Origin of the sequence: Pseudomonas sp. (assembly GCF_040514055.1) — a bacterium.
GTDB lineage: Bacteria > Pseudomonadota > Gammaproteobacteria > Pseudomonadales > Pseudomonadaceae > Aquipseudomonas.
Genome location: NZ_JBEVDL010000076.1, coordinates 33,844 through 51,653 on the forward strand (window position 1 = coordinate 33,844; position 17,810 = coordinate 51,653).

Here is a 17,810-nt window from a genome sequence, read left to right on the forward strand (position 1 = left end):
CTAGAGCGAGAGTGAATTTATGAGCCTGAATCCGAGAGACGTGGTGATTGTCGACTTCGGTCGCACCCCGATGGGTCGTTCCAAGGGTGGCATGCACCGCAATACCCGCGCCGAGAACATGTCGGCGCATCTGATCAGCGGCCTGCTGGCGCGCAACCCCAAGGTCGATCCGGCCGAAGTGGAAGACGTGATCTGGGGCTGCGTCAACCAGACCCTGGAGCAGGGTTGGAACATCGCGCGCATGGCGTCGCTGATGACCCAGATCCCGCACACCTCGGCTGGCCAGACCGTCAGCCGTCTGTGTGGCTCGTCCATGAGCGCGCTGCACACCGCCGCCCAGGCGATCATGACCGGCAATGGCGACGTGTTCGTCATCGGCGGCGTGGAGCACATGGGTCACGTGGGCATGATGCACGGTGTCGATCCGAACCCGAGCATGTCGCTGTATGCGGCCAAGGCGTCGGGCATGATGGGGCTGACCGCCGAAATGCTGGGCAAGATGCACGGCATCAGCCGTGAGCAGCAGGATGCGTTCGGCGAGCGTTCGCACCGCCTGGCGCACAAGGCTACCGTCGAAGGCAAGTTCAAGGATGAAATCATCCCGATGCAAGGCTACGACGAGAATGGCTTCCTGAAGGTGTTCGACTACGACGAAACCATTCGTCCGGAGACCACCCTGGCCAGCCTGGCCGCGTTGAAACCTGCGTTCAACCCCAAGGGCGGCACTGTGACGGCGGGTACCTCCTCGCAGATCACCGACGGCGCCTCCTGCATGATCGTGATGTCCGCCCAGCGCGCCCAGGATCTGGGCATCCAGCCCATGGCGGTGATCCGTTCCATGGCGGTTGCCGGTGTGGATCCGGCGATCATGGGTTACGGTCCGGTTCCTTCCACGCAGAAAGCGCTCAAGCGTGCCGGTCTGAGCATCTCCGACATCGATTTCTTCGAGCTCAATGAAGCCTTCGCGGCCCAGGCACTGCCTGTGCTCAAGGACCTCAAAGTACTTGCGCAGATGGAAGAGAAGGTCAACCTGCACGGCGGCGCCATCGCCCTGGGCCACCCCTTCGGGTGTTCCGGTGCGCGTATCTCCGGTACCCTGCTGAATGTGATGAAGCAGAACGGCGGTACCCTCGGCGTTGCGACCATGTGCATTGGCTTGGGCCAGGGCATCAGCACCGTCTTCGAACGCTTGTAAGGGTTCAGGGGTGCCTGACCGGGGCCAGGTGCCCCGGTTTTTTATTTTCGGGTCTGAAATTCATTTTTATCGACAGCGTTTTTTGCCACAGGGAGCCGAACATGCGCTTGCAGCCGGGTCTGTACCGTCATTACAAGGGCCCCGAGTACCGTGTCCTCGGCGTCGCCACTCACTCGGAGACCGAGGAGGTGCTGGTGGTCTACCAGGCGCTTTACGGCGACTACGGCCTGTGGGTGCGGCCGCTGAGCATGTTTCGCGAAACCGTCGAGGTGAACGGTGAAACCTTGCCACGCTTCGCCTTGATTCAGCCCGAGCCCGAGCCTTTTCCCGCACCTTAAGCTAAGGTCATCCAAGCCCCGCGCTTGACCTGGCCTTGGTCACCACTATATATAGCGGTGCCGCGTGAGGCGCCCCGCCTCGCATTTATCGAATTCAGGAAATTTCCGATCCATGGGCAAATCGCTGGTCATCGTGGAATCCCCGGCCAAGGCCAAGACCATCAACAAGTATCTGGGTAACCAATACGTGGTGAAGTCGAGCATCGGCCATATCCGTGACCTGCCTACCAGCGGTTCGGCCAGTGCCAGTAAAGAGCCGGTCAAACGCGGCAAGGCCGCGGCCGAAGGGCCCGTGCTCTCGCCCAAGGACAAAGCCAAGCGTCAGCTGGTGGCGCGCATGGGCGTCGACCCCGAGCACGGCTGGAAGGCGCACTACGAAATTCTGCCGGGCAAGGAAAAGGTCGTCGAAGAATTGCGACGCCTGGCCAAGGAAGCCGACGTCATCTACCTCGCAACCGACTTGGACCGCGAGGGGGAAGCCATTGCCTGGCACCTGCGCGAAGCCATTGGCGGCGATGATGATCGCTACAAGCGTGTGGTGTTTAACGAAATCACCGAAAAAGCCATCCAGGAAGCCTTCTCCCGTCCTGGCGAGCTGGACATCAACCGGGTCAACGCGCAGCAGGCGCGGCGCTTCCTGGACCGGGTGGTGGGCTATATGGTCTCGCCGCTGCTGTGGGCCAAGATTGCCCGGGGCTTGTCGGCGGGGCGTGTGCAGTCGGTAGCGGTCAAGCTGGTGGTTGAGCGCGAGCGTGAAATCCGCGCGTTCAATCCCGAAGAGTACTGGGAAATCCATGCTGACCTGGGCACCGCCAAAGGCGCGACCGTGCGTTTCGAAGTCGCCCGCGAGAAGGGCGAGGCCTTCAAACCGCTGAACGAAGCCCAGGCCATGGCTGCGCTGGAGAAGCTCAAGGCCTCCAGCTACAGCATCGTCAAGCGCGAAGACAAACCGACCAGCAGCAAGCCGTCGGCGCCCTTTATCACCTCCACCCTGCAACAGGCCGCGAGCAACCGGCTGGGCTTCGGGGTGAAAAAGACCATGATGATGGCTCAGCGTCTCTATGAGGCGGGCTACATCACCTATATGCGTACCGACTCGACCAACCTGTCGGCCGATGCGATCGGCATGGTGCGCGACTTTATCGAAGGCGAGTTCGGCAAGAAGTACCTGCCGGCCAAGCCGAACCTGTACAGCAGCAAGGAAGGTGCCCAGGAGGCGCACGAAGCGATCCGTCCCTCCGACGTCAACCTCAAGCCGACCCAGTTGTCGGGGATGGAGCGCGATGCCGAGCGGCTCTATGAGTTGATCTGGCGCCAATTCGTGGCCTGCCAGATGCCGCCGGCCGAGTACCTCTCGACCACCGTCAGTGTGGCCGCCAGCGACTTCGAACTGCGCGCCAAGGGTCGTATCCTCAAGTTCGACGGTTATACCCGGGCTTTGCCCCAGGTCAGCAAACCCGGCGACGACGATGTGCTGCCGGACATGCTCCAGGGCGAAGTGCTGAAATTGCACAAGCTCGACCCCACCCAGCATTTCACCAAGCCGCCGGCGCGTTTTTCCGAAGCCAGCCTGGTCAAGGAAATGGAAAAGCGCGGCATCGGCCGGCCATCCACTTATGCGGCGATCATTTCCACCATCCAGGAGCGCGGCTACGTCGCCTTGCACAACCGGCGTTTCTACTCGGAGAAAATGGGCGATATCGTCACCGGTCGCCTCGACGAGAGTTTCGCCAATCTGATGGACTACGGCTTCACCGCCGGCATGGAAGAGCACCTGGATGATGTGGCCCAGGGCGAGCGCAACTGGAAGAACGTGCTCGACGAGTTCTATGGCGACTTCAAGAAAAAGCTCGAAGTGGCGGCCGAAGGCGACAGCGGCATGCGGGCCAATCAGCCGACTCCCACCGAGATCGCCTGCCGCGAGTGCGGCCGGCCGATGATGATCCGTACCGCCTCCACCGGCGTATTCCTCGGCTGCTCGGGCTACAGCCTGCCGCCGAAAGAGCGCTGCAAATCGACCATTAATCTCGTGCCGGGCGACGAAATCGCCGCCGACGATGAGGGCGAGTCCGAGTCGCGGGTGCTGCTGGGCAAGCACCGTTGCAAGATATGCGACACCGCCATGGACGCCTACCTGCTGGATGAAACCCGCAAACTGCACATCTGTGGCAACAACCCCGACTGCGCCGGCCACGAAATCGAGCAGGGCCAGTACCGGATCAAGGGGTATGAAGGCCCGAGCCTGGAGTGCGACAAGTGTGGCAACCAGATGCAGCTGAAGACCGGCCGTTTCGGCAAGTTCTTCGGCTGCACCAACGGTGACTGCAAAAATACCCGCAAGCTGCTCAAAAGTGGCGAGCCGGCCGGGCCGAAGATGGACCCGGTGAAGATGCCCGAACTCAAGTGCGAGAAGGTCAACGACACCTATATCCTGCGCGATGGTGCCTCGGGCCTGTTCCTGGCCGCCAGCCAATTTCCGAAGAACCGTGAGACACGGGCTCCCCTGGTACTGGAAATCATTCCGCACAAGGACGAGATCGATGCCAAGTATCACTTCCTCTGCGCGGCGCCGAAAAAGGATCCGGACGGCCGTCCAGCGGTGATTCGCTACAGCCGCAAGACCAAGGAGCAGTATGTGCAGACGGAAGTGGACGGCAAGCCGACAGGCTGGAAGGCGTTTTACGCCAACGGTGCCTGGCAGGTCGAAGACAAACGCTGATATCGATGCTGCGCCCGTCGCTGGCGGCGCGGGCTGGAGAGGGCGCCCTTATGGCTCAGGAACGTTACACCCGGACTAACCAGAAACTGTATTTCGCCGGCTTGACCCTCGACAGCTGGCGCAAGGCCGAGCTGCAGGGCGGCGCGCCCGGCGTGCTGCAGGCGGAGCGTGAGACGGCGTTGTTTCACCTGTACGGTGCCTTGCTCGGTCTCTGCCAGGAAATCGCGGGTTACTACCGTCTGCCCGGCAACGACTCGCCGCGGGCTGAAGCCTTGCTGGATCCGGCGTTGTTGGTGGAAGCCCCCAGCCCTGAGCTTGCAGAGTTGGTGGAGCTGGCGCAGCAGCCCGGTACGTGGCTGGCGCAATTGCTCGGTGCCTACCGGGCGTTGTACGTGCCCCTGATCGCGCCCAAGCCGGCCAAGGCTGCCAGCGGCCCCTCGCTGATCGAGGCGGTCAGTCTGGAGTCCGAGGTGGAGCCCGTGTCGCGCGCTGAACTGGAAGCCTGGCGTCAGTCCCTAAAAGGCCTGGCGCAGCGTTTCCGTGAGGGCATGGTCGAATGGTGAGCCGGTCCGGGGCTGGCGCGGCGGCCTGAAGGCTGGCGGGTACCACCGGTCAGATCCTGCTTGCAGCTGACGCGCGGTTTAACCTGCGTCTGACGGGTTCGTGGACACGACGCACCCGCACTTGGTGCACGCGATAGGTCAACCGGGCCTAGGGCCGGAGCGCTTGGCACTGGTACAATGGTCGCCTTTCGTGGAGAACCCTATGCCTACATCCTTTCTGGAAATCGTGGAACTGCCCGACGGCCGCATTGCCCTGCGCCGCAGCGAGGAAGAGGAGGCTCTGGTTATTCTGGCCTTTTCCGCCGACGCCAAAGCGTTTCTGCAGGGTCAGCACGTCGAAGTGGCCAAGGCCATGCTCAATGTCGGCGTGCAGATGGCCGGTCGTTTAGCCGAAGGCGAGTTGGAGCGGGATGAAGAGGGTGCCCGCGTCCTGCATTAAACCGTCGGCTCACGCCTTGTAAGGGGCGGCAAGACACCTAAAGCAAAAACCTCGAACGGCCGCGGCCCCGCAACAGCCGATCGCGTCGTGCTTGGCCCGGGCTTGTCCAAGGCCAGGGAGTCCCGTATTGGAAAACTTCGCCCAAGTACCCGCACTAGTTCAGTGCAGACTCCCGGCGTCGATTTACCCCAGGCGAATATTCAGGCTTTGAGCGCCGCCGGCTTGCGCCGCTTCTGCCAGGCTGCGGCGACTGTGCGCATCCAGGGGATGGAGCCAGCTGATCACCGTGTGGCTGCGGCCCAGGCGCAAGGCTTCGCAGGCGAGCTCTTCGGCGCTTTTTTCGCCGCGCGCTTGCAGCAGCAGAATACGTTCGCGGTTCAGGCCGGCTTCGCGTAACCAGGCCTGGGTCAAGCTGTTGGGCGGTGCGATCAACGTCAGCCAGCGGGCATCCTGGGCCTGGCTCAATTCACGCAGGATGGGGGCCAGCAGGTGCAGGCAGTGCCCGGCAGCGCCGCGCAGGGACAGCTCGCTAAAGCTGTCCGGTTCGGCCCAGGCCGCATGCGCTCCGGTGTTTAGCAGGGGTGCCACAGGTTGCGCCAAAAAGGCCTCGAACAAGGGAAGTTGTGCACGGTTCAGCGACTGCGGCAACTGCATAAACACTCCTCTAGCGGCGGATGACGCCGACACTCAGACCTTCGATCACCAGTTCCTGCTCGGTCAGATCGACTTCGATGGGCGCGAACTCGGGGTTTTCAGCCAACAGCCAAACCTTGGCGCCTTCACGCTTGAAACGTTTTACGGTAACTTCATCGCCGAGGCGGGCCACCACGATCTGGCCGTTATGCGCCTGGCTGGTGCTGTGGACCGCTAGGAGGTCACCGTCGAAGATGCCGACATCCTTCATGCTCATGCCGCGGACCCGTAACAGGTAATCGGCGCGCGGGTGAAAGAAGGCGGGGTTGATCCGGCACGACTCTTCGATATGTTGTTGGGCCAGGATGGGCGCACCGGCGGCGACCCGGCCGATAATGGGCAATCCTTCGTCCTCGGTGTTGGGTTCGAAGCCGGGAATGCGGATCCCGCGGGAGGCGCCCGGCGTCATTTCGATCGCGCCTTTGCGGGCCAATGCCTTGAGGTGCTCTTCGGCCGCGTTGGGCGACTTGAAGCCCAGCTCGAGGGCAATCTCCGCACGGGTCGGAGGGTAACCGTTGTCTTCCAGGCAGCGTTTGATAAACGCGAGAATTTCAGCCTGGCGTGGAGTCAGTTTAAGCATGATGGGCGCTCTGTCTTTTTATACAGTGACTGGGATTATATACAGTGATGTGCGCTTGGCAATCCACCATTTGTCCGCTGGAGCGGCCATCGCTGATCGGGCCGTCCGTCCACCTGAGTGTTACCTGTCGGCCAGGCGCGACGTCTGTCTGTAGGTTCTACCGGGTAGATTTATGACTGACTGGCCTAAAAACGTCCGATGCGCCTTGACAAGCAGGTGGAATGAAACGTATGTTTCAAACAAGTGTTTGTCAGGTGAAAACTCCAATGGCTCAATCGGAAACCGTTGAACGCATTCTTGATGCGGCGGAACAGCTGTTTGCGGAAAAAGGTTTTGCCGAAACCTCGCTGCGTTTGATCACCAGCAAGGCGGGGGTCAACCTGGCAGCGGTGAATTACCATTTTGGCTCGAAAAAATCCCTGATCCAGGCGGTGTTCTCGCGCTTTCTCGGCCCGTTCTGCAGCAGCCTGGAGCGTGAGCTTGAGCGACGTCAGGCGAAACCTGAGGCCAAGGCCAGTCTGGAGGACCTGCTGGAAATTCTGGTCGAGCAGGCCCTGGCGGTGAAACCGCGCAGTGGCAACGACCTGTCGATCTTTATGCGCCTGCTGGGCCTGGCCTTCAGCCAGAGCCAGGGGCACTTGCGCCGTTACCTGGAAGACATGTACGGCAAGGTGTTTCGCCGCTATATGCAGTTGGTGCACGAGGCCGCGCCACGCATACCGCCGATAGAGTTGTTCTGGCGGGTGCATTTCATGTTGGGCGCCGCGGCGTTCAGCATGTCCGGGATCAAGGCGCTGCGCGCCATTGCCGAAACCGATTTTGGTGTCAGCACCTCCATCGAGCAGGTCATGCGTCTGATGGTGCCCTTTCTGGCGGCGGGTATGCGTTCGGAGACCGGTGTGACCGATGAGGCGCTTGCCAGCGCGCAGCCCAGGCCCCGGAGCAAGGTACCGGCCCAGCCCGTCAAGGTGTGATAGCACGCGAGTCGGCACGGATCGCGCCGTTACCGCGGCTGCCAGGCACCCTAGTCCTGGTCCCGCGGCGCTGTGCGCGGCGCCGTTGATCGGCTAAGCTAGCCGCCCATGAGCGCACTTGACCTCCTGCATATCTCCCTCGCCGACCAATGCCTGTATGGCTTTGCCCAGGGGCGACTATTGCTTCGATTTAGCGTTTCCACCGCACTCAACGGTGCCGGTGAAGCCCAAGACTCCGGCTGCACGCCTCGGGGCCCACACCGCGTCGAGGAAAAAATCGGCGACGGTCTGCCCAGCGGAGCGGTATTCAAGGCCCGTTGCTGGACCGGGGAGGTTTTCAGTCCCCAGTTGCAGGCGCAATGGCCGCAACGAGACTGGATACTGACGCGTATCCTGCGCCTGACCGGTTGCCAGCCCGGCTTCAACCAAGGCGACGGCGTCGACAGTTTTTCCCGCTACATCTACTTGCACGGCACGCCTGACAGCGAACCCATGGGCGTGCCGCTGTCCCATGGCTGCGTGCGGTTACGCAACGCCGACCTGCTCGAGCTCTTCGATCGCGTGCCGCTGCATTGCGCGGTGCTGATCGACGAAGCGCCGTGCCCGACCTGGGCCGCCGCCGACCTCCGTTAAGTTTCCAAGGACTGATTATGACCACTGCCCTGCAGGGCTCTTTGATGCTGGACGTCAGCGGTACCTGGCTGACCTCGGAAGATCGCCATTTGCTGCGCCAGCCCGAAGTGGCGGGCCTGATCCTGTTCGCCCGTAATATCGAGCACCCGCGCCAGGTGCGCGAGCTTACCGCCGCGATCCGGGCCATTCGCCCCGACCTGCTGCTGGCGGTGGATCAGGAGGGCGGTCGGGTGCAGCGTCTGCGCCAGGGGTTCGTGCGCTTGCCAGCGATGCGTGCCCTGGCCGATAGCCCCGACGCCGAGGCGCTGGCCGAGCATTGTGGCTGGCTGATGGCCACTGAAGTATTGGCCGTGGGCCTGGACCTGAGCTTCGCACCGGTGCTCGACCTGGATCACCAACGCAGTGCGGTGGTCGGCAGCCGGGCCTTCGAGGCCGACCCGGAGCGCGCCTGCCTGCTGGCGGGGGCCTTTATTCGCGGCATGAACAGCGCGGGCATGGCGGCCACCGGCAAGCACTTCCCGGGTCACGGCTGGGCGGAGGCGGACTCCCACGTGGCGGTCCCCGTCGACGAGCGGAGTCTCGAGCAGCTGCGGGCCCAGGACCTGGTGCCCTTCGCCCGCTTGAGCCAGCAGCTGGCCGCGGTGATGCCGGCCCATGTGATTTACCCCCAGGTGGATGCCCGGCCGGCCGGTTTTTCCCAGCGTTGGCTGCAGGATATCCTGCGGGGCGAGCTGGGCTTCCAGGGCGTGATCTTCAGCGACGACCTGTCCATGGCCGGCGCCCATGTGGTGGGGGACGCGGCGAGTCGAATCGAGGCCGCCCTGTCCGCCGGCTGTGACATGGGCCTGGTCTGCAACGACCGCGGCGCTGCCGAGCTGGCCTTGGCCGCGCTGCAACGCCTGGGCGCGACGCCCTCGCCGCGCCTGGCGCGCATGCGTGCATCGGCCTGGCCCGGCAGCGAATACCGTCAGGATCCCCGCTGGTCGGCGGCACTGGCCGCCTTGCGCGCCGCTCAACTGATCGATTGACCCTCTTTCTAGGATAAGCCATGACTGTTTACGCCATTATCGGAGGCACCGGCCTGACCCAGCTGGAAGGCCTGACCCTGCGCCAGGCAGTGGAGCTGGATACGCCCTACGGCGCGCCCTCGGCGCCTATCCAGCGCGGCGATTACGCCGGGCGCGAGGTGCTGTTCCTGGCTCGCCACGGTCACCCTCATCGCATCCCGCCGCACCAGGTGAACTACCGGGCCAATCTTTGGGCCCTGCAGCAGGCCGGCGCCGAGGCGGTGCTGGCGGTCAACGCGGTCGGCGGCATCCACGCGGCCATGGGGACCGGGCACTTCTGCGTGCCGCACCAGTTGATCGATTACAGCTGGGGCCGCGAGCACAGTTTTTTTGCCGGTGACCTGGAGCAGGTCACTCATATCGACTTCAGCCATCCCTATGATGCCGGGTTGCGCGAGCGCCTGATCGCGGCGCTGCGGGCCGAGCAGTGTGCGTTCAGCGGGCACGGGGTGTATGGCTGTACCCAGGGGCCGCGGTTGGAGACGGTGGCGGAAATCGCCCGGCTGGAGCGCGACGGCTGCGACATCGTCGGTATGACCGGCATGCCGGAAGCGGCGCTGGCCCGTGAGCTCGACTTGCCCTACGCCTGCCTGGCGCTGGTGGTCAATCCGGCGGCGGGCAAATCGACCGCGATCATCACCATGGCAGAGATCGAGCTGGCCCTGGCCCAGGGCATGGGCCAGGTCAAGGCGACGCTGGCCCGGGTGTTGGTTAACGGCAGCGATAAGCTGTAAGCCTCAAGCCTCAAGCCACAAGCCACAAGCTTGAGGCTTATAGCTTGCCGCTTGTAGCTGCTTTTGTCCGCTTGTAGCTGCTCTTAAAGCGGCGAGACCTTGATCAGCAGGCCCAGGTGGCCGTGGTCAAGAAAGGTCAGTTCGCCGGTTTTCAGGCGATTGCTCTGCTTCAGTCGTTCGCTGCCGCTGAGCAAGCCGTCCGCACTGAACTGGTTGATCCAGAAATCGGCCTGCACGTCGACGAAGCGCGCCTGTTGCAGGCTCAATGTGCCCTCGATCGGCGCGTGGCCGAACTGGCTGGTGCCTTCGCTGAGGGCGACCTTGCTCGGCGTGGCGCTGAGGTTCTGTTGCCAGGCCTTGTGCAGCAGCACCTGATAGCCCTTGTCCGGCGTCAGCCGCGCCGCTTCGCTGTCCAGGCTGATGCCGCGCAGGCTCTCCGCCGCCAGCGCAGGCGCGCCGCCAGCCCAGTCGTCGGGGGCGACCTGGCCGGCCGAGATCGGCTCGGCCGCCTGGCGAAACAGAATCAGCTCGACCTGATACAGGCCATCGGCCAATGCCATCGGCGTGAGCAGGGTCAGTAGCAGGGTCAGGTGACGTAACGCGCGCATGGGCCAGTCCTTTTTCGGGTCCGAGCCACGCCGCCGGTAATGGCGGCGTGACGGTCGTGGGGTACCGCCTGGGCAGCCAGCGCCTCAGGCGGTTTTCGGCAGCAGCCGTTCGAACAGTGCCTCCAGGGTATTAAAGCGCTCTTCCGGGCGCTCCATCGGTACCTGGAATTTGAAATGCGTGGCGCCCTCGAAACGGTAACGGTTGGGCTGGCTCTGGATCAACTTGATCAGCGTCAAGGGGTCGACCGGGGTCTGCGCGGCAAATTCGATACGCCCGCCCTGAGGGCCGGCATCGACCTTCTTGATGCCCAACTGTTCGGCCTGCAGCTTCAGCAGCGTCAGGCGCACCAGGTTCTTGGTCGGCTCCGGCAGCAGGCCGAAGCGGTCGATCATTTCCACCTGCAGATCCTTGAGGCCTTCTTCGTCGGCGGCCGAGGCGATGCGCTTGTACAGGATCAGCCGGGTGTGTACGTCCGGCAGGTATGCGTCGGGGATCAGTGCCGGCACCCGCAGGTTGATTTCCGGACCGCCACCCAGGGGCTGGTCGAGGTTGGGCTGCTCGCCTTTGCGAATGGCTTTCACCGCCCGTTCCAGCATTTCCATATAGAGCGTAAAGCCGACCGCCTGGATCTGGCCGCTTTGGCCGTCGCCCAGCAGCTCGCCGGCACCGCGGATTTCCAGGTCGTTGGTGGCGAGGACGAAGCCGGCGCCGAGGTCCTGGGTGTTGGCGATGGCTTCCAGGCGCTTTTCCGCATCCGGGGTCATCTGCTTGCGCGGCGGTGTCAGCAGGTAGGCATAGGCCTGGTGGTGGCTACGGCCGACCCGGCCGCGCAACTGGTGCAGTTGCGCCAGGCCGAACTTGTCGGCGCGCTCGATGATGATGGTGTTGGCGCTCGGCACGTCGATGCCGGTTTCGATAATGGTCGAGGCGATCAGCACATTGAAGCGCTTGTGGTAGAAATCGCTCATCACCTGTTCCAGGTCACGCTCGCCCATCTGCCCATGGCCGATGCCGATGCGTGCCTCGGGCACCAGTTCGGCCAGGTCGGCGGCGCATTTATCGATGCTCTTGACGTCGTTGTGCAGGTAATAGACCTGGCCACCGCGCAGCAGCTCGCGCAGCAGCGCTTCCTTGATTACCGGTTGGTTCTGCTCCATGACGAAGGTGCGCACCGACAGTCGACGGGCCGGTGGGGTGGCGATGATCGACAGGTCGCGCATACCCGAGACGGCCATGTTGAGGGTGCGCGGGATCGGCGTGGCGGTCAGCGTGAGGATATCCACCTCGCTGCGCAGGGTCTTCAGCTGTTCCTTCTGGCGTACGCCAAAGCGGTGCTCCTCGTCGATGATCACCAGACCGAGGTTCTTGATCTTCACATCGTCCTGCAGCAGCTTGTGGGTGCCGATAACGATATCGATCTGGCCTTCGGCGAGCTTCTGCACCGCCGCGTTGACTTCCTTGGTCGACTTGAAGCGGCTCATCACTTCGACGGTCACCGGCCAATCGGCGAAGCGGTCGCGAAAGCTGTTGTAGTGCTGCTGGGCGAGCAGGGTGGTCGGCACCAGGATCGCCACCTGCTTGCCGCTGTGCACCGCGATAAAGGCGGCGCGCATGGCCACCTCGGTCTTGCCGAAGCCGACATCGCCGCAGACCAGGCGGTCCATGGGTTTGGGCGCGAGCATGTCGGCCATCACCGCATCGATGGTGGTTTGCTGGTCCGGCGTTTCCTCGAAGGGGAAACCGGCGCTGAAACTGGCGTAGTCGGCCAGCGGATCCTTGAAGGCATAACCTTCCCGCGCGGCACGCCGTGCATAGACGTCCAGCAGCTCGGCGGCGACATCGCGCACCTGCTCGGCGGCCTTGCGCTTGGCCTTTTGCCAATGCTCGGAGCCCAGGCGGTGCAGCGGTGCCAGGGCATCGTCGCTGCCGGTGTAACGGGCGATCAGGTGCAGGCTGGCCACCGGCACATAGAGCTTGGCCTCTTCGGCGTACATCAGGGCGAGGAACTCGGCGGCCTGGCCGTCGATCTCCAGGGTCACCAGGCCCAGGTAGCGGCCGACCCCGTGGTCGATATGCACCACGGGCGCGCCTTCGCGCAGTTCGGTGAGGTTCTTGATCACCGCGTCGTGCTGGTCGCTGCGTTTTTCCCGGCGGCGGCGCTGCATCACCCGTTGGCCGAACAGCGGGCTTTCGGCGATCAGCGCCAGGGCCGGCTCGTCGAGCAGCAGGCCATCGTCCAGCGGCGCGATGCAGATCGCCAGGCGCTCGGCGCTGGTGACGAAGTCGGTCCAGCCCTCCACCGCCTGCGGGCGCAGGTGCAGACGCGCCAGCAGTTCCAGCAGCACCTCGCGACGACCGGCGGATTCGGCGGTGAACAGCACACGACCGGGAAATTCGTCGAGGAAACGCTGCAGGTGCGCCAGCGGCTGATTGGCCTTGGCCTCGATCGCCAGCTCCGGCAGGGCCTGGGCGGCAAAACGTTCGCGGCCGATGCCGCTGTCCACGTCCTGCTGGCTGACCACCACCCGCGGCCAGCTTTTCAGGCGGGCAAAACAGTCCTCCACCGGCAGGAACAACTCCAGGGGCGGGACCAGGGGGCGCTCCGGGTCGACCCGGCGCTCTTCGTAACGGTTGCGCACGTCATTCCAGAACTGCTCGGCGGCTTTTTCCACGCCGGGCAGGGAAAACACCTGGGTGTCGCTGGGCAGGTAATCGAAGAGGGTGGCGGTTTCCTCGAAGAACAGCGGCAGGTAATACTCGATGCCGGCCGGGGTAATGCCACTGCTGAGGTCCTGGTAGACGGTGCAGCGGCGGAAATCGACGTCGAAGCGCTCACGAAAGCGAGCGCGAAAGCCGGTGATCGCTTCCTTGTTCAGCGGGAATTCCCGGGCCGGCAGCAGGCGGATCGAGTCGACCTTGTCGATCGAACGCTGGGTTTCCGGGTCGAAGGTGCGCAGCGTCTCGATCTCGTCGTCGAACAGGTCGATGCGGTACGGCAGCGGGTTGCCCATGGGAAACAGGTCGATCAGGGCGCCGCGCACGGCAAATTCGCCATGTTCGTAGACCGTGTCCACGCAGCGGTAGCCGGTGGCCTCCAGGCGCAGGCGCATCTGGTCGACATTGAGCTTCTGACCGACATCCAGCACCAGGCTGCTGCCCAGCAGAAAGCGGGTAGGCGCCAGGCGATGTAGGGCGGTGACTATCGGTACTACCAGAATGCCGTGGGACAACTCAGGCAGCCGGTAGAGGGCGGCGATGCGCTGGGAGACGATGTCCTGGTGCGGCGAGAACAGGTCGTAGGGCAGGGTTTCCCAATCGGGAAAGTGCAGCACCGGCAGCTCGGGGGCGAAAAAACTCAACTCCTGCTCCAGACGCTCGGCGCTCTGGCTGTCGGCGGTCAGCAGCAGGGTGAAACGTTTGGCGGCACTGGCGGCTTCGGCGACCGCCAGGCTAAGGGCGGCCCCGGGCAGATTGCCCCAGGTTTGTTTGCCGGAGACGGCAGGCAGAGTCGGTAGGCGCAGTACGGACACGGGCGGCTCGCGGTCGTTGAGACGGGGCCGCGATTGTAGCGGGCCGTGAACCCGGTGTCAGTCTCGACAGCCGTGCATTGCCCCCGCTTGCGTGCGCCGTCATAATGTAGCCCCTTTTTAACGCCCCTACATTATCGTGGAAGGTATCGCCTGTGACTCAGAAGCCTGACCAATGTCTCAGTGAGTGGATTGACCGTGAAGCCCTCGCCGAGGCGATGATTCCGCTGATCGGCCAGCTCTACCGCAACAACAATGTGGTGACTTCCATCTACGGTCGCAGCCTGATCAATCGGTCGGTGATCGCGATTCTCAAGGCCCACCGTTTCGCCCGTCACCGCCTGGCCGACGACGCCGAGCTGTCGGTGCATGACACCTTCCCGCTGCTCAAGGCCATGAGCGAGCTCAAGCTGGGCGCGGCCTCGGTCGACCTGGGGCGGATGGTCAGCAAGTTCAAGCAGGACGGCCAGGGTCGTTCGATCGAGCAGTTCGTACGTGACGAAATGGCCCCTGTGGTCGGTCAACAGAACGGCAAGGCGCGCAAGGGTACCGACGTGGTGCTGTACGGGTTCGGCCGTATCGGTCGCCTGCTGGCGCGTATCCTGATCGAAAAAACCGGTGGCGGCGACGGCCTGCGGCTGCGCGCCATCGTGGTACGCAAGGGCGCCAGCAACGACTTGGTCAAACGCGCCAGCCTGTTGCGTCGCGACTCGGTGCACGGCCCGTTCGACGGCACCATCACCATCGATGAAGCCAACAACACCTTGACCGCCAACGGCAACCTGATCCAGGTGATCTATGCCAAGGATCCCAAGGAAGTCGACTACACCCAGTACGGCATCCATGATGCCCTGCTGGTGGACAACACCGGGGTCTGGCGTGACGCCGAGGGCCTGGGCCAGCACCTGAGCTGCCCGGGTATCGACCGCGTGGTGCTGACCGCGCCGGGCAAGGGCAAGCTGAAGAACATCGTGCACGGCATCAACCATGCCGAAATCACCAGCGACGACCGCATCATTTCCGCGGCCTCCTGCACCACCAACGCCATCGTGCCGGTGCTCAAGGCGGTCAACGACAAGTTCGGCATCGTCAACGGCCACGTCGAGACCGTGCACTCCTACACCAACGACCAGAACCTGATCGACAACTTCCACAAGGGCGATCGTCGCGGCCGCAGCGCGGCGCTGAACATGGTGATCACCGAGACCGGTGCCGCCACCGCCGCCGCCAAGGCCCTGCCGGAACTGGCCGGCAAGCTGACTGGCAACGCGATCCGGGTGCCCACGCCGAACGTCTCCATGGCCATTCTCAATCTGAACCTGGAGAAAGCCAGCACCCGTGAGGAAATGAACGAGTACCTGCGCTACATGGCGCTGCACTCGGATCTGCACAAGCAGATCGATTTCGTCAATTCCCAGGAAGTGGTTTCCACCGACTTCGTCGGCTCGCGCCATGCCGGTGTGGTGGACGCCGAGGCGACCATCTGCAACGACAACCGCGTCGTGCTCTATGTCTGGTACGACAACGAGTTCGGCTACAGCTGCCAGGTCGTGCGGGTGATGGAAGACATGGCCGGGGTCAACCCGCCAGCCTTCCCGCGCTAAGCTGAGGCAGTGAGTACACGGGAGCTTTCGAGCTCCCGTTTTTATTCGGTTATGGCTTTTATTTCACTATGCCCCTGCCTGTTTCTCCTCCGTACTAGGCACCCCGCCTGAGGACCGCTCGATGGATGGACAATCGCTGCACACCGGCCCGCTCAAGCGCGGTCTGCAAAACCGTCATATTCAGCTGATCGCCCTGGGCGGCGCCATCGGCACCGGCCTGTTCCTCGGCTCGGCCGGGGTGCTCAAGTCGGCCGGCCCCTCGATGATCCTGGGCTATGCCATTGCTGGTTTTATCGCCTTCCTGATCATGCGCCAGCTCGGCGAAATGATCGTAGAAGAGCCGGTAGCGGGGTCCTTCGGGCACTTCGCGCACAAGTACTGCGGGGGTTACGCGGGTTTTCTCTCCGGCTGGAACTACTGGGTGCTCTATATCCTGGTGGGCATGGCGGAGCTGACCGCGGTCGGCAAATACGTGCAGTTCTGGTGGCCGGAGGTGCCGACCTGGGCGACCGCCGTGGTGTTTTTCCTGCTGATCAACGGCATTAACCTGGCCAGCGTCAAGGTGTTCGGTGAAACCGAATTCTGGTTCGCGCTGGTCAAGGTGGTGGCTATCATCGGCATGATCCTGCTGGGGATCTACCTGCTGGCCAGCGGTGACGGCGGGCCCCAGGCGGCGGTGAGCAACCTGTGGAGTCACGGTGGCTTTTTCCCCAACGGCTTCGAAGGGCTGGTGATGGTCCTGGCCATTATCATGTTTTCCTTCGGCGGCCTTGAGCTGATCGGCATCACGGCGGCCGAAGCCGAGGAGCCGAAGAAAGTCATCCCCAAGGCGATCAACCAGGTGATCTACCGGATCCTGATTTTCTATATCGGCGCCCTTAGCGTGTTGCTGATGCTCTATCCCTGGGATGAACTGCTGAAAACCCTGGGCGCTGCGGGCGACCCCTACAGTGCCAGCCCCTTTGTGCAGATATTCTCCCTGATCGGCAGTGACACCGCCGCGCATATCCTCAACTTCGTGGTGCTGACCGCCGCGCTGTCGGTCTACAACAGTGGCGTCTACTGCAATAGCCGCATGCTCTACGGCTTGGCCGAGCAGGGCGATGCGCCCAAGGCGCTGATGAAGGTCGATCGGCGCGGCGTGCCGGTGCTGGCCATCGGCGTGTCGGCCCTGGTAACCCTGCTCTGCGTGCTGGTCAACTACCTGGCGCCGCAGCAGGCACTGGAACTGCTGATGGCGCTGACCGTGGCGGCGCTGGTGATCAACTGGGCGATGATCAGCCTGGCGCACCTGGCGTTCCGCAAGGCCATGCGCAAGCAGGGCATCGAGCCGTTCTTCAAGGCGTTCTGGTTCCCCTTCGCCAATTACCTGTGCCTGGCGTTCGTCGGGCTGATCCTCTGGGTGATGCTGCAGATTCCGGGCATTAACGTGTCGGTCTACGCCATCCCGTTCTGGCTGGGCTTTATCGGCCTGTGCTACCTGGCCAAACGCTCGGCAGCCCGCTCGGTCCAGGCCTGAACCCGGGAAGCCAGCTCAGGAGCCTGCCAGCAAGGCCTGGCGCAGCACCTCGGACAGGCCGTCCGCTGCCAGCCAGATGCCCAGGTAGGTCTTGGCCAGGGCAGTGTCGGGGCTGCTGAACAGGGTCTGACCGTTGCGCTCCAGACGTAGCCCGCTGCGGGGGTCGAAGTCCAGGGCATAACGGTCGCCCGGGGCGATGTCCTGGAATTGCTGGTGCAAACGATCGATTTCGGCACGCAACGGCGCCAGGTGCGCCGGGCTGTATTGCCGCTCCAGGGTGGTCCAGGCCGCCTTGATCACGTCCTCGCGGTCGATCGCGCGAAAGTAGTACAGCTCCAGGCGCTGGGCCGCGGGGCGTTCGATTGCCTGCCGCGGGCTCACTCCGGGCGCGGTGTAGAAGGCGGCGGCGTAGACATCCACCCACAAGTAGTTGAGCAAGGTCTGGTTGCGCCGTTCCAGGGCCATGCCGACGTGCTCATACCGTGGGGCGAAGGCCGCTTGTTCCAGCGGCTGAGTGGCCTGGGCGAGCGGGGGAGCGCTGGCCAGTAGCAGGGAGAACAGCAAAGGGCGCATGGTCGACTCCAGCGGGAAACTGATCACGTGTACCGGCGGCCCA

Annotated in this window: 16 protein-coding genes; 11 read left to right on the forward strand and 5 right to left on the reverse strand. The window is 63.5% G+C overall.

Going from position 1 to position 17,810, the window contains the following annotated elements; genetic code table 11:
• Window positions 1–19 precede the first annotated feature (19 nt).
• From fadA to ABWY06_RS19735, 5 genes are all read left to right on the forward strand, one after another.
• Window positions 20–1,195 (forward strand): acetyl-CoA C-acyltransferase FadA, encoded by a 1,176-nt coding sequence (fadA, locus tag ABWY06_RS19715; protein ID WP_353927278.1) that lies wholly within the window; start codon window positions 20–22, stop codon window positions 1,193–1,195.
• A gap of 101 nt (window positions 1,196–1,296) precedes the next feature.
• On the forward strand, window positions 1,297–1,533 hold the full coding sequence (locus ABWY06_RS19720) for a DUF1653 domain-containing protein (protein WP_353927279.1): 237 nt from the start codon (window positions 1,297–1,299) through the stop codon (window positions 1,531–1,533).
• Window positions 1,534–1,645: 112 nt separating this feature from the next.
• The gene (gene topA, locus ABWY06_RS19725) at window positions 1,646–4,252 is read left to right on the forward strand and encodes a type I DNA topoisomerase (RefSeq protein WP_353927280.1); all 2,607 of its coding nucleotides are present in this window, start codon (window positions 1,646–1,648) and stop codon (window positions 4,250–4,252) included.
• A 50-nt stretch (window positions 4,253–4,302) separates the two neighbouring features.
• Entirely contained in the window at window positions 4,303–4,815 is a 513-nt protein-coding gene (locus ABWY06_RS19730; RefSeq protein WP_353927281.1) for a DUF6586 family protein, read from the forward strand.
• A gap of 202 nt (window positions 4,816–5,017) precedes the next feature.
• Window positions 5,018–5,254 (forward strand): hypothetical protein, encoded by a 237-nt coding sequence (locus ABWY06_RS19735; RefSeq protein WP_353927282.1) that lies wholly within the window; start codon window positions 5,018–5,020, stop codon window positions 5,252–5,254.
• A 183-nt stretch (window positions 5,255–5,437) separates the two neighbouring features.
• Here the strand turns inward: ABWY06_RS19735 and sulA are convergent, their stop codons facing one another.
• The gene (gene sulA / locus ABWY06_RS19740) at window positions 5,438–5,908 is read right to left on the reverse strand and encodes an SOS-induced cell division inhibitor SulA (protein WP_353927283.1); all 471 of its coding nucleotides are present in this window, start codon (window positions 5,906–5,908) and stop codon (window positions 5,438–5,440) included.
• Between the two features lie 10 nt (window positions 5,909–5,918).
• On the reverse strand, window positions 5,919–6,527 hold the full coding sequence (gene lexA, locus ABWY06_RS19745) for a transcriptional repressor LexA (protein ID WP_353927284.1): 609 nt from the start codon (window positions 6,525–6,527) through the stop codon (window positions 5,919–5,921).
• 266 nt (window positions 6,528–6,793) lie between these two features.
• On the opposite strand from lexA, the gene ABWY06_RS19750 reads away from it, so the two are divergent.
• The 4 genes from ABWY06_RS19750 (at window position 6,794) to ABWY06_RS19765 (ending at window position 9,935) form a co-directional block, all read left to right on the forward strand.
• Entirely contained in the window at window positions 6,794–7,501 is a 708-nt protein-coding gene (locus tag ABWY06_RS19750; RefSeq protein ID WP_353927285.1) for a TetR/AcrR family transcriptional regulator, read from the forward strand.
• A gap of 108 nt (window positions 7,502–7,609) precedes the next feature.
• Window positions 7,610–8,134, forward strand: a complete 525-nt coding sequence (locus ABWY06_RS19755; RefSeq protein ID WP_353927286.1) for a L,D-transpeptidase — start codon at window positions 7,610–7,612, stop codon at window positions 8,132–8,134.
• 29 nt (window positions 8,135–8,163) lie between these two features.
• Window positions 8,164–9,162, forward strand: a complete 999-nt coding sequence (gene nagZ, locus ABWY06_RS19760) for a beta-N-acetylhexosaminidase (RefSeq protein ID WP_353927360.1) — start codon at window positions 8,164–8,166, stop codon at window positions 9,160–9,162.
• Between the two features lie 20 nt (window positions 9,163–9,182).
• On the forward strand, window positions 9,183–9,935 hold the full coding sequence (locus ABWY06_RS19765; protein WP_353927287.1) for an S-methyl-5'-thioinosine phosphorylase: 753 nt from the start codon (window positions 9,183–9,185) through the stop codon (window positions 9,933–9,935).
• 83 nt (window positions 9,936–10,018) lie between these two features.
• Here the strand turns inward: ABWY06_RS19765 and ABWY06_RS19770 are convergent, their stop codons facing one another.
• Both ABWY06_RS19770 and mfd read right to left on the reverse strand, forming a co-directional pair.
• Window positions 10,019–10,543 carry a CsiV family protein gene (locus tag ABWY06_RS19770; protein WP_353927288.1) on the reverse strand — a complete coding sequence of 175 codons (525 nt, stop codon included), beginning with the start codon at window positions 10,541–10,543 and terminating at the stop codon, window positions 10,019–10,021.
• A gap of 84 nt (window positions 10,544–10,627) precedes the next feature.
• On the reverse strand, window positions 10,628–14,074 hold the full coding sequence (gene mfd, locus ABWY06_RS19775) for a transcription-repair coupling factor (protein WP_353927289.1): 3,447 nt from the start codon (window positions 14,072–14,074) through the stop codon (window positions 10,628–10,630).
• 152 nt (window positions 14,075–14,226) lie between these two features.
• Between mfd and ABWY06_RS19780 the strand changes: the two genes are divergently transcribed.
• Together ABWY06_RS19780 and ABWY06_RS19785 are read left to right on the forward strand one after the other, a co-directional pair.
• On the forward strand, window positions 14,227–15,675 hold the full coding sequence (locus tag ABWY06_RS19780) for a glyceraldehyde-3-phosphate dehydrogenase (protein ID WP_353927290.1): 1,449 nt from the start codon (window positions 14,227–14,229) through the stop codon (window positions 15,673–15,675).
• Window positions 15,676–15,796: 121 nt separating this feature from the next.
• Entirely contained in the window at window positions 15,797–17,194 is a 1,398-nt protein-coding gene (locus ABWY06_RS19785; RefSeq protein ID WP_353927291.1) for an amino acid permease, read from the forward strand.
• A 15-nt stretch (window positions 17,195–17,209) separates the two neighbouring features.
• Here the strand turns inward: ABWY06_RS19785 and ABWY06_RS19790 are convergent, their stop codons facing one another.
• Window positions 17,210–17,767, reverse strand: a complete 558-nt coding sequence (locus ABWY06_RS19790) for a chalcone isomerase family protein (protein WP_353927292.1) — start codon at window positions 17,765–17,767, stop codon at window positions 17,210–17,212.
• Between the last annotated feature and the right edge of the window lie 43 nt (window positions 17,768–17,810).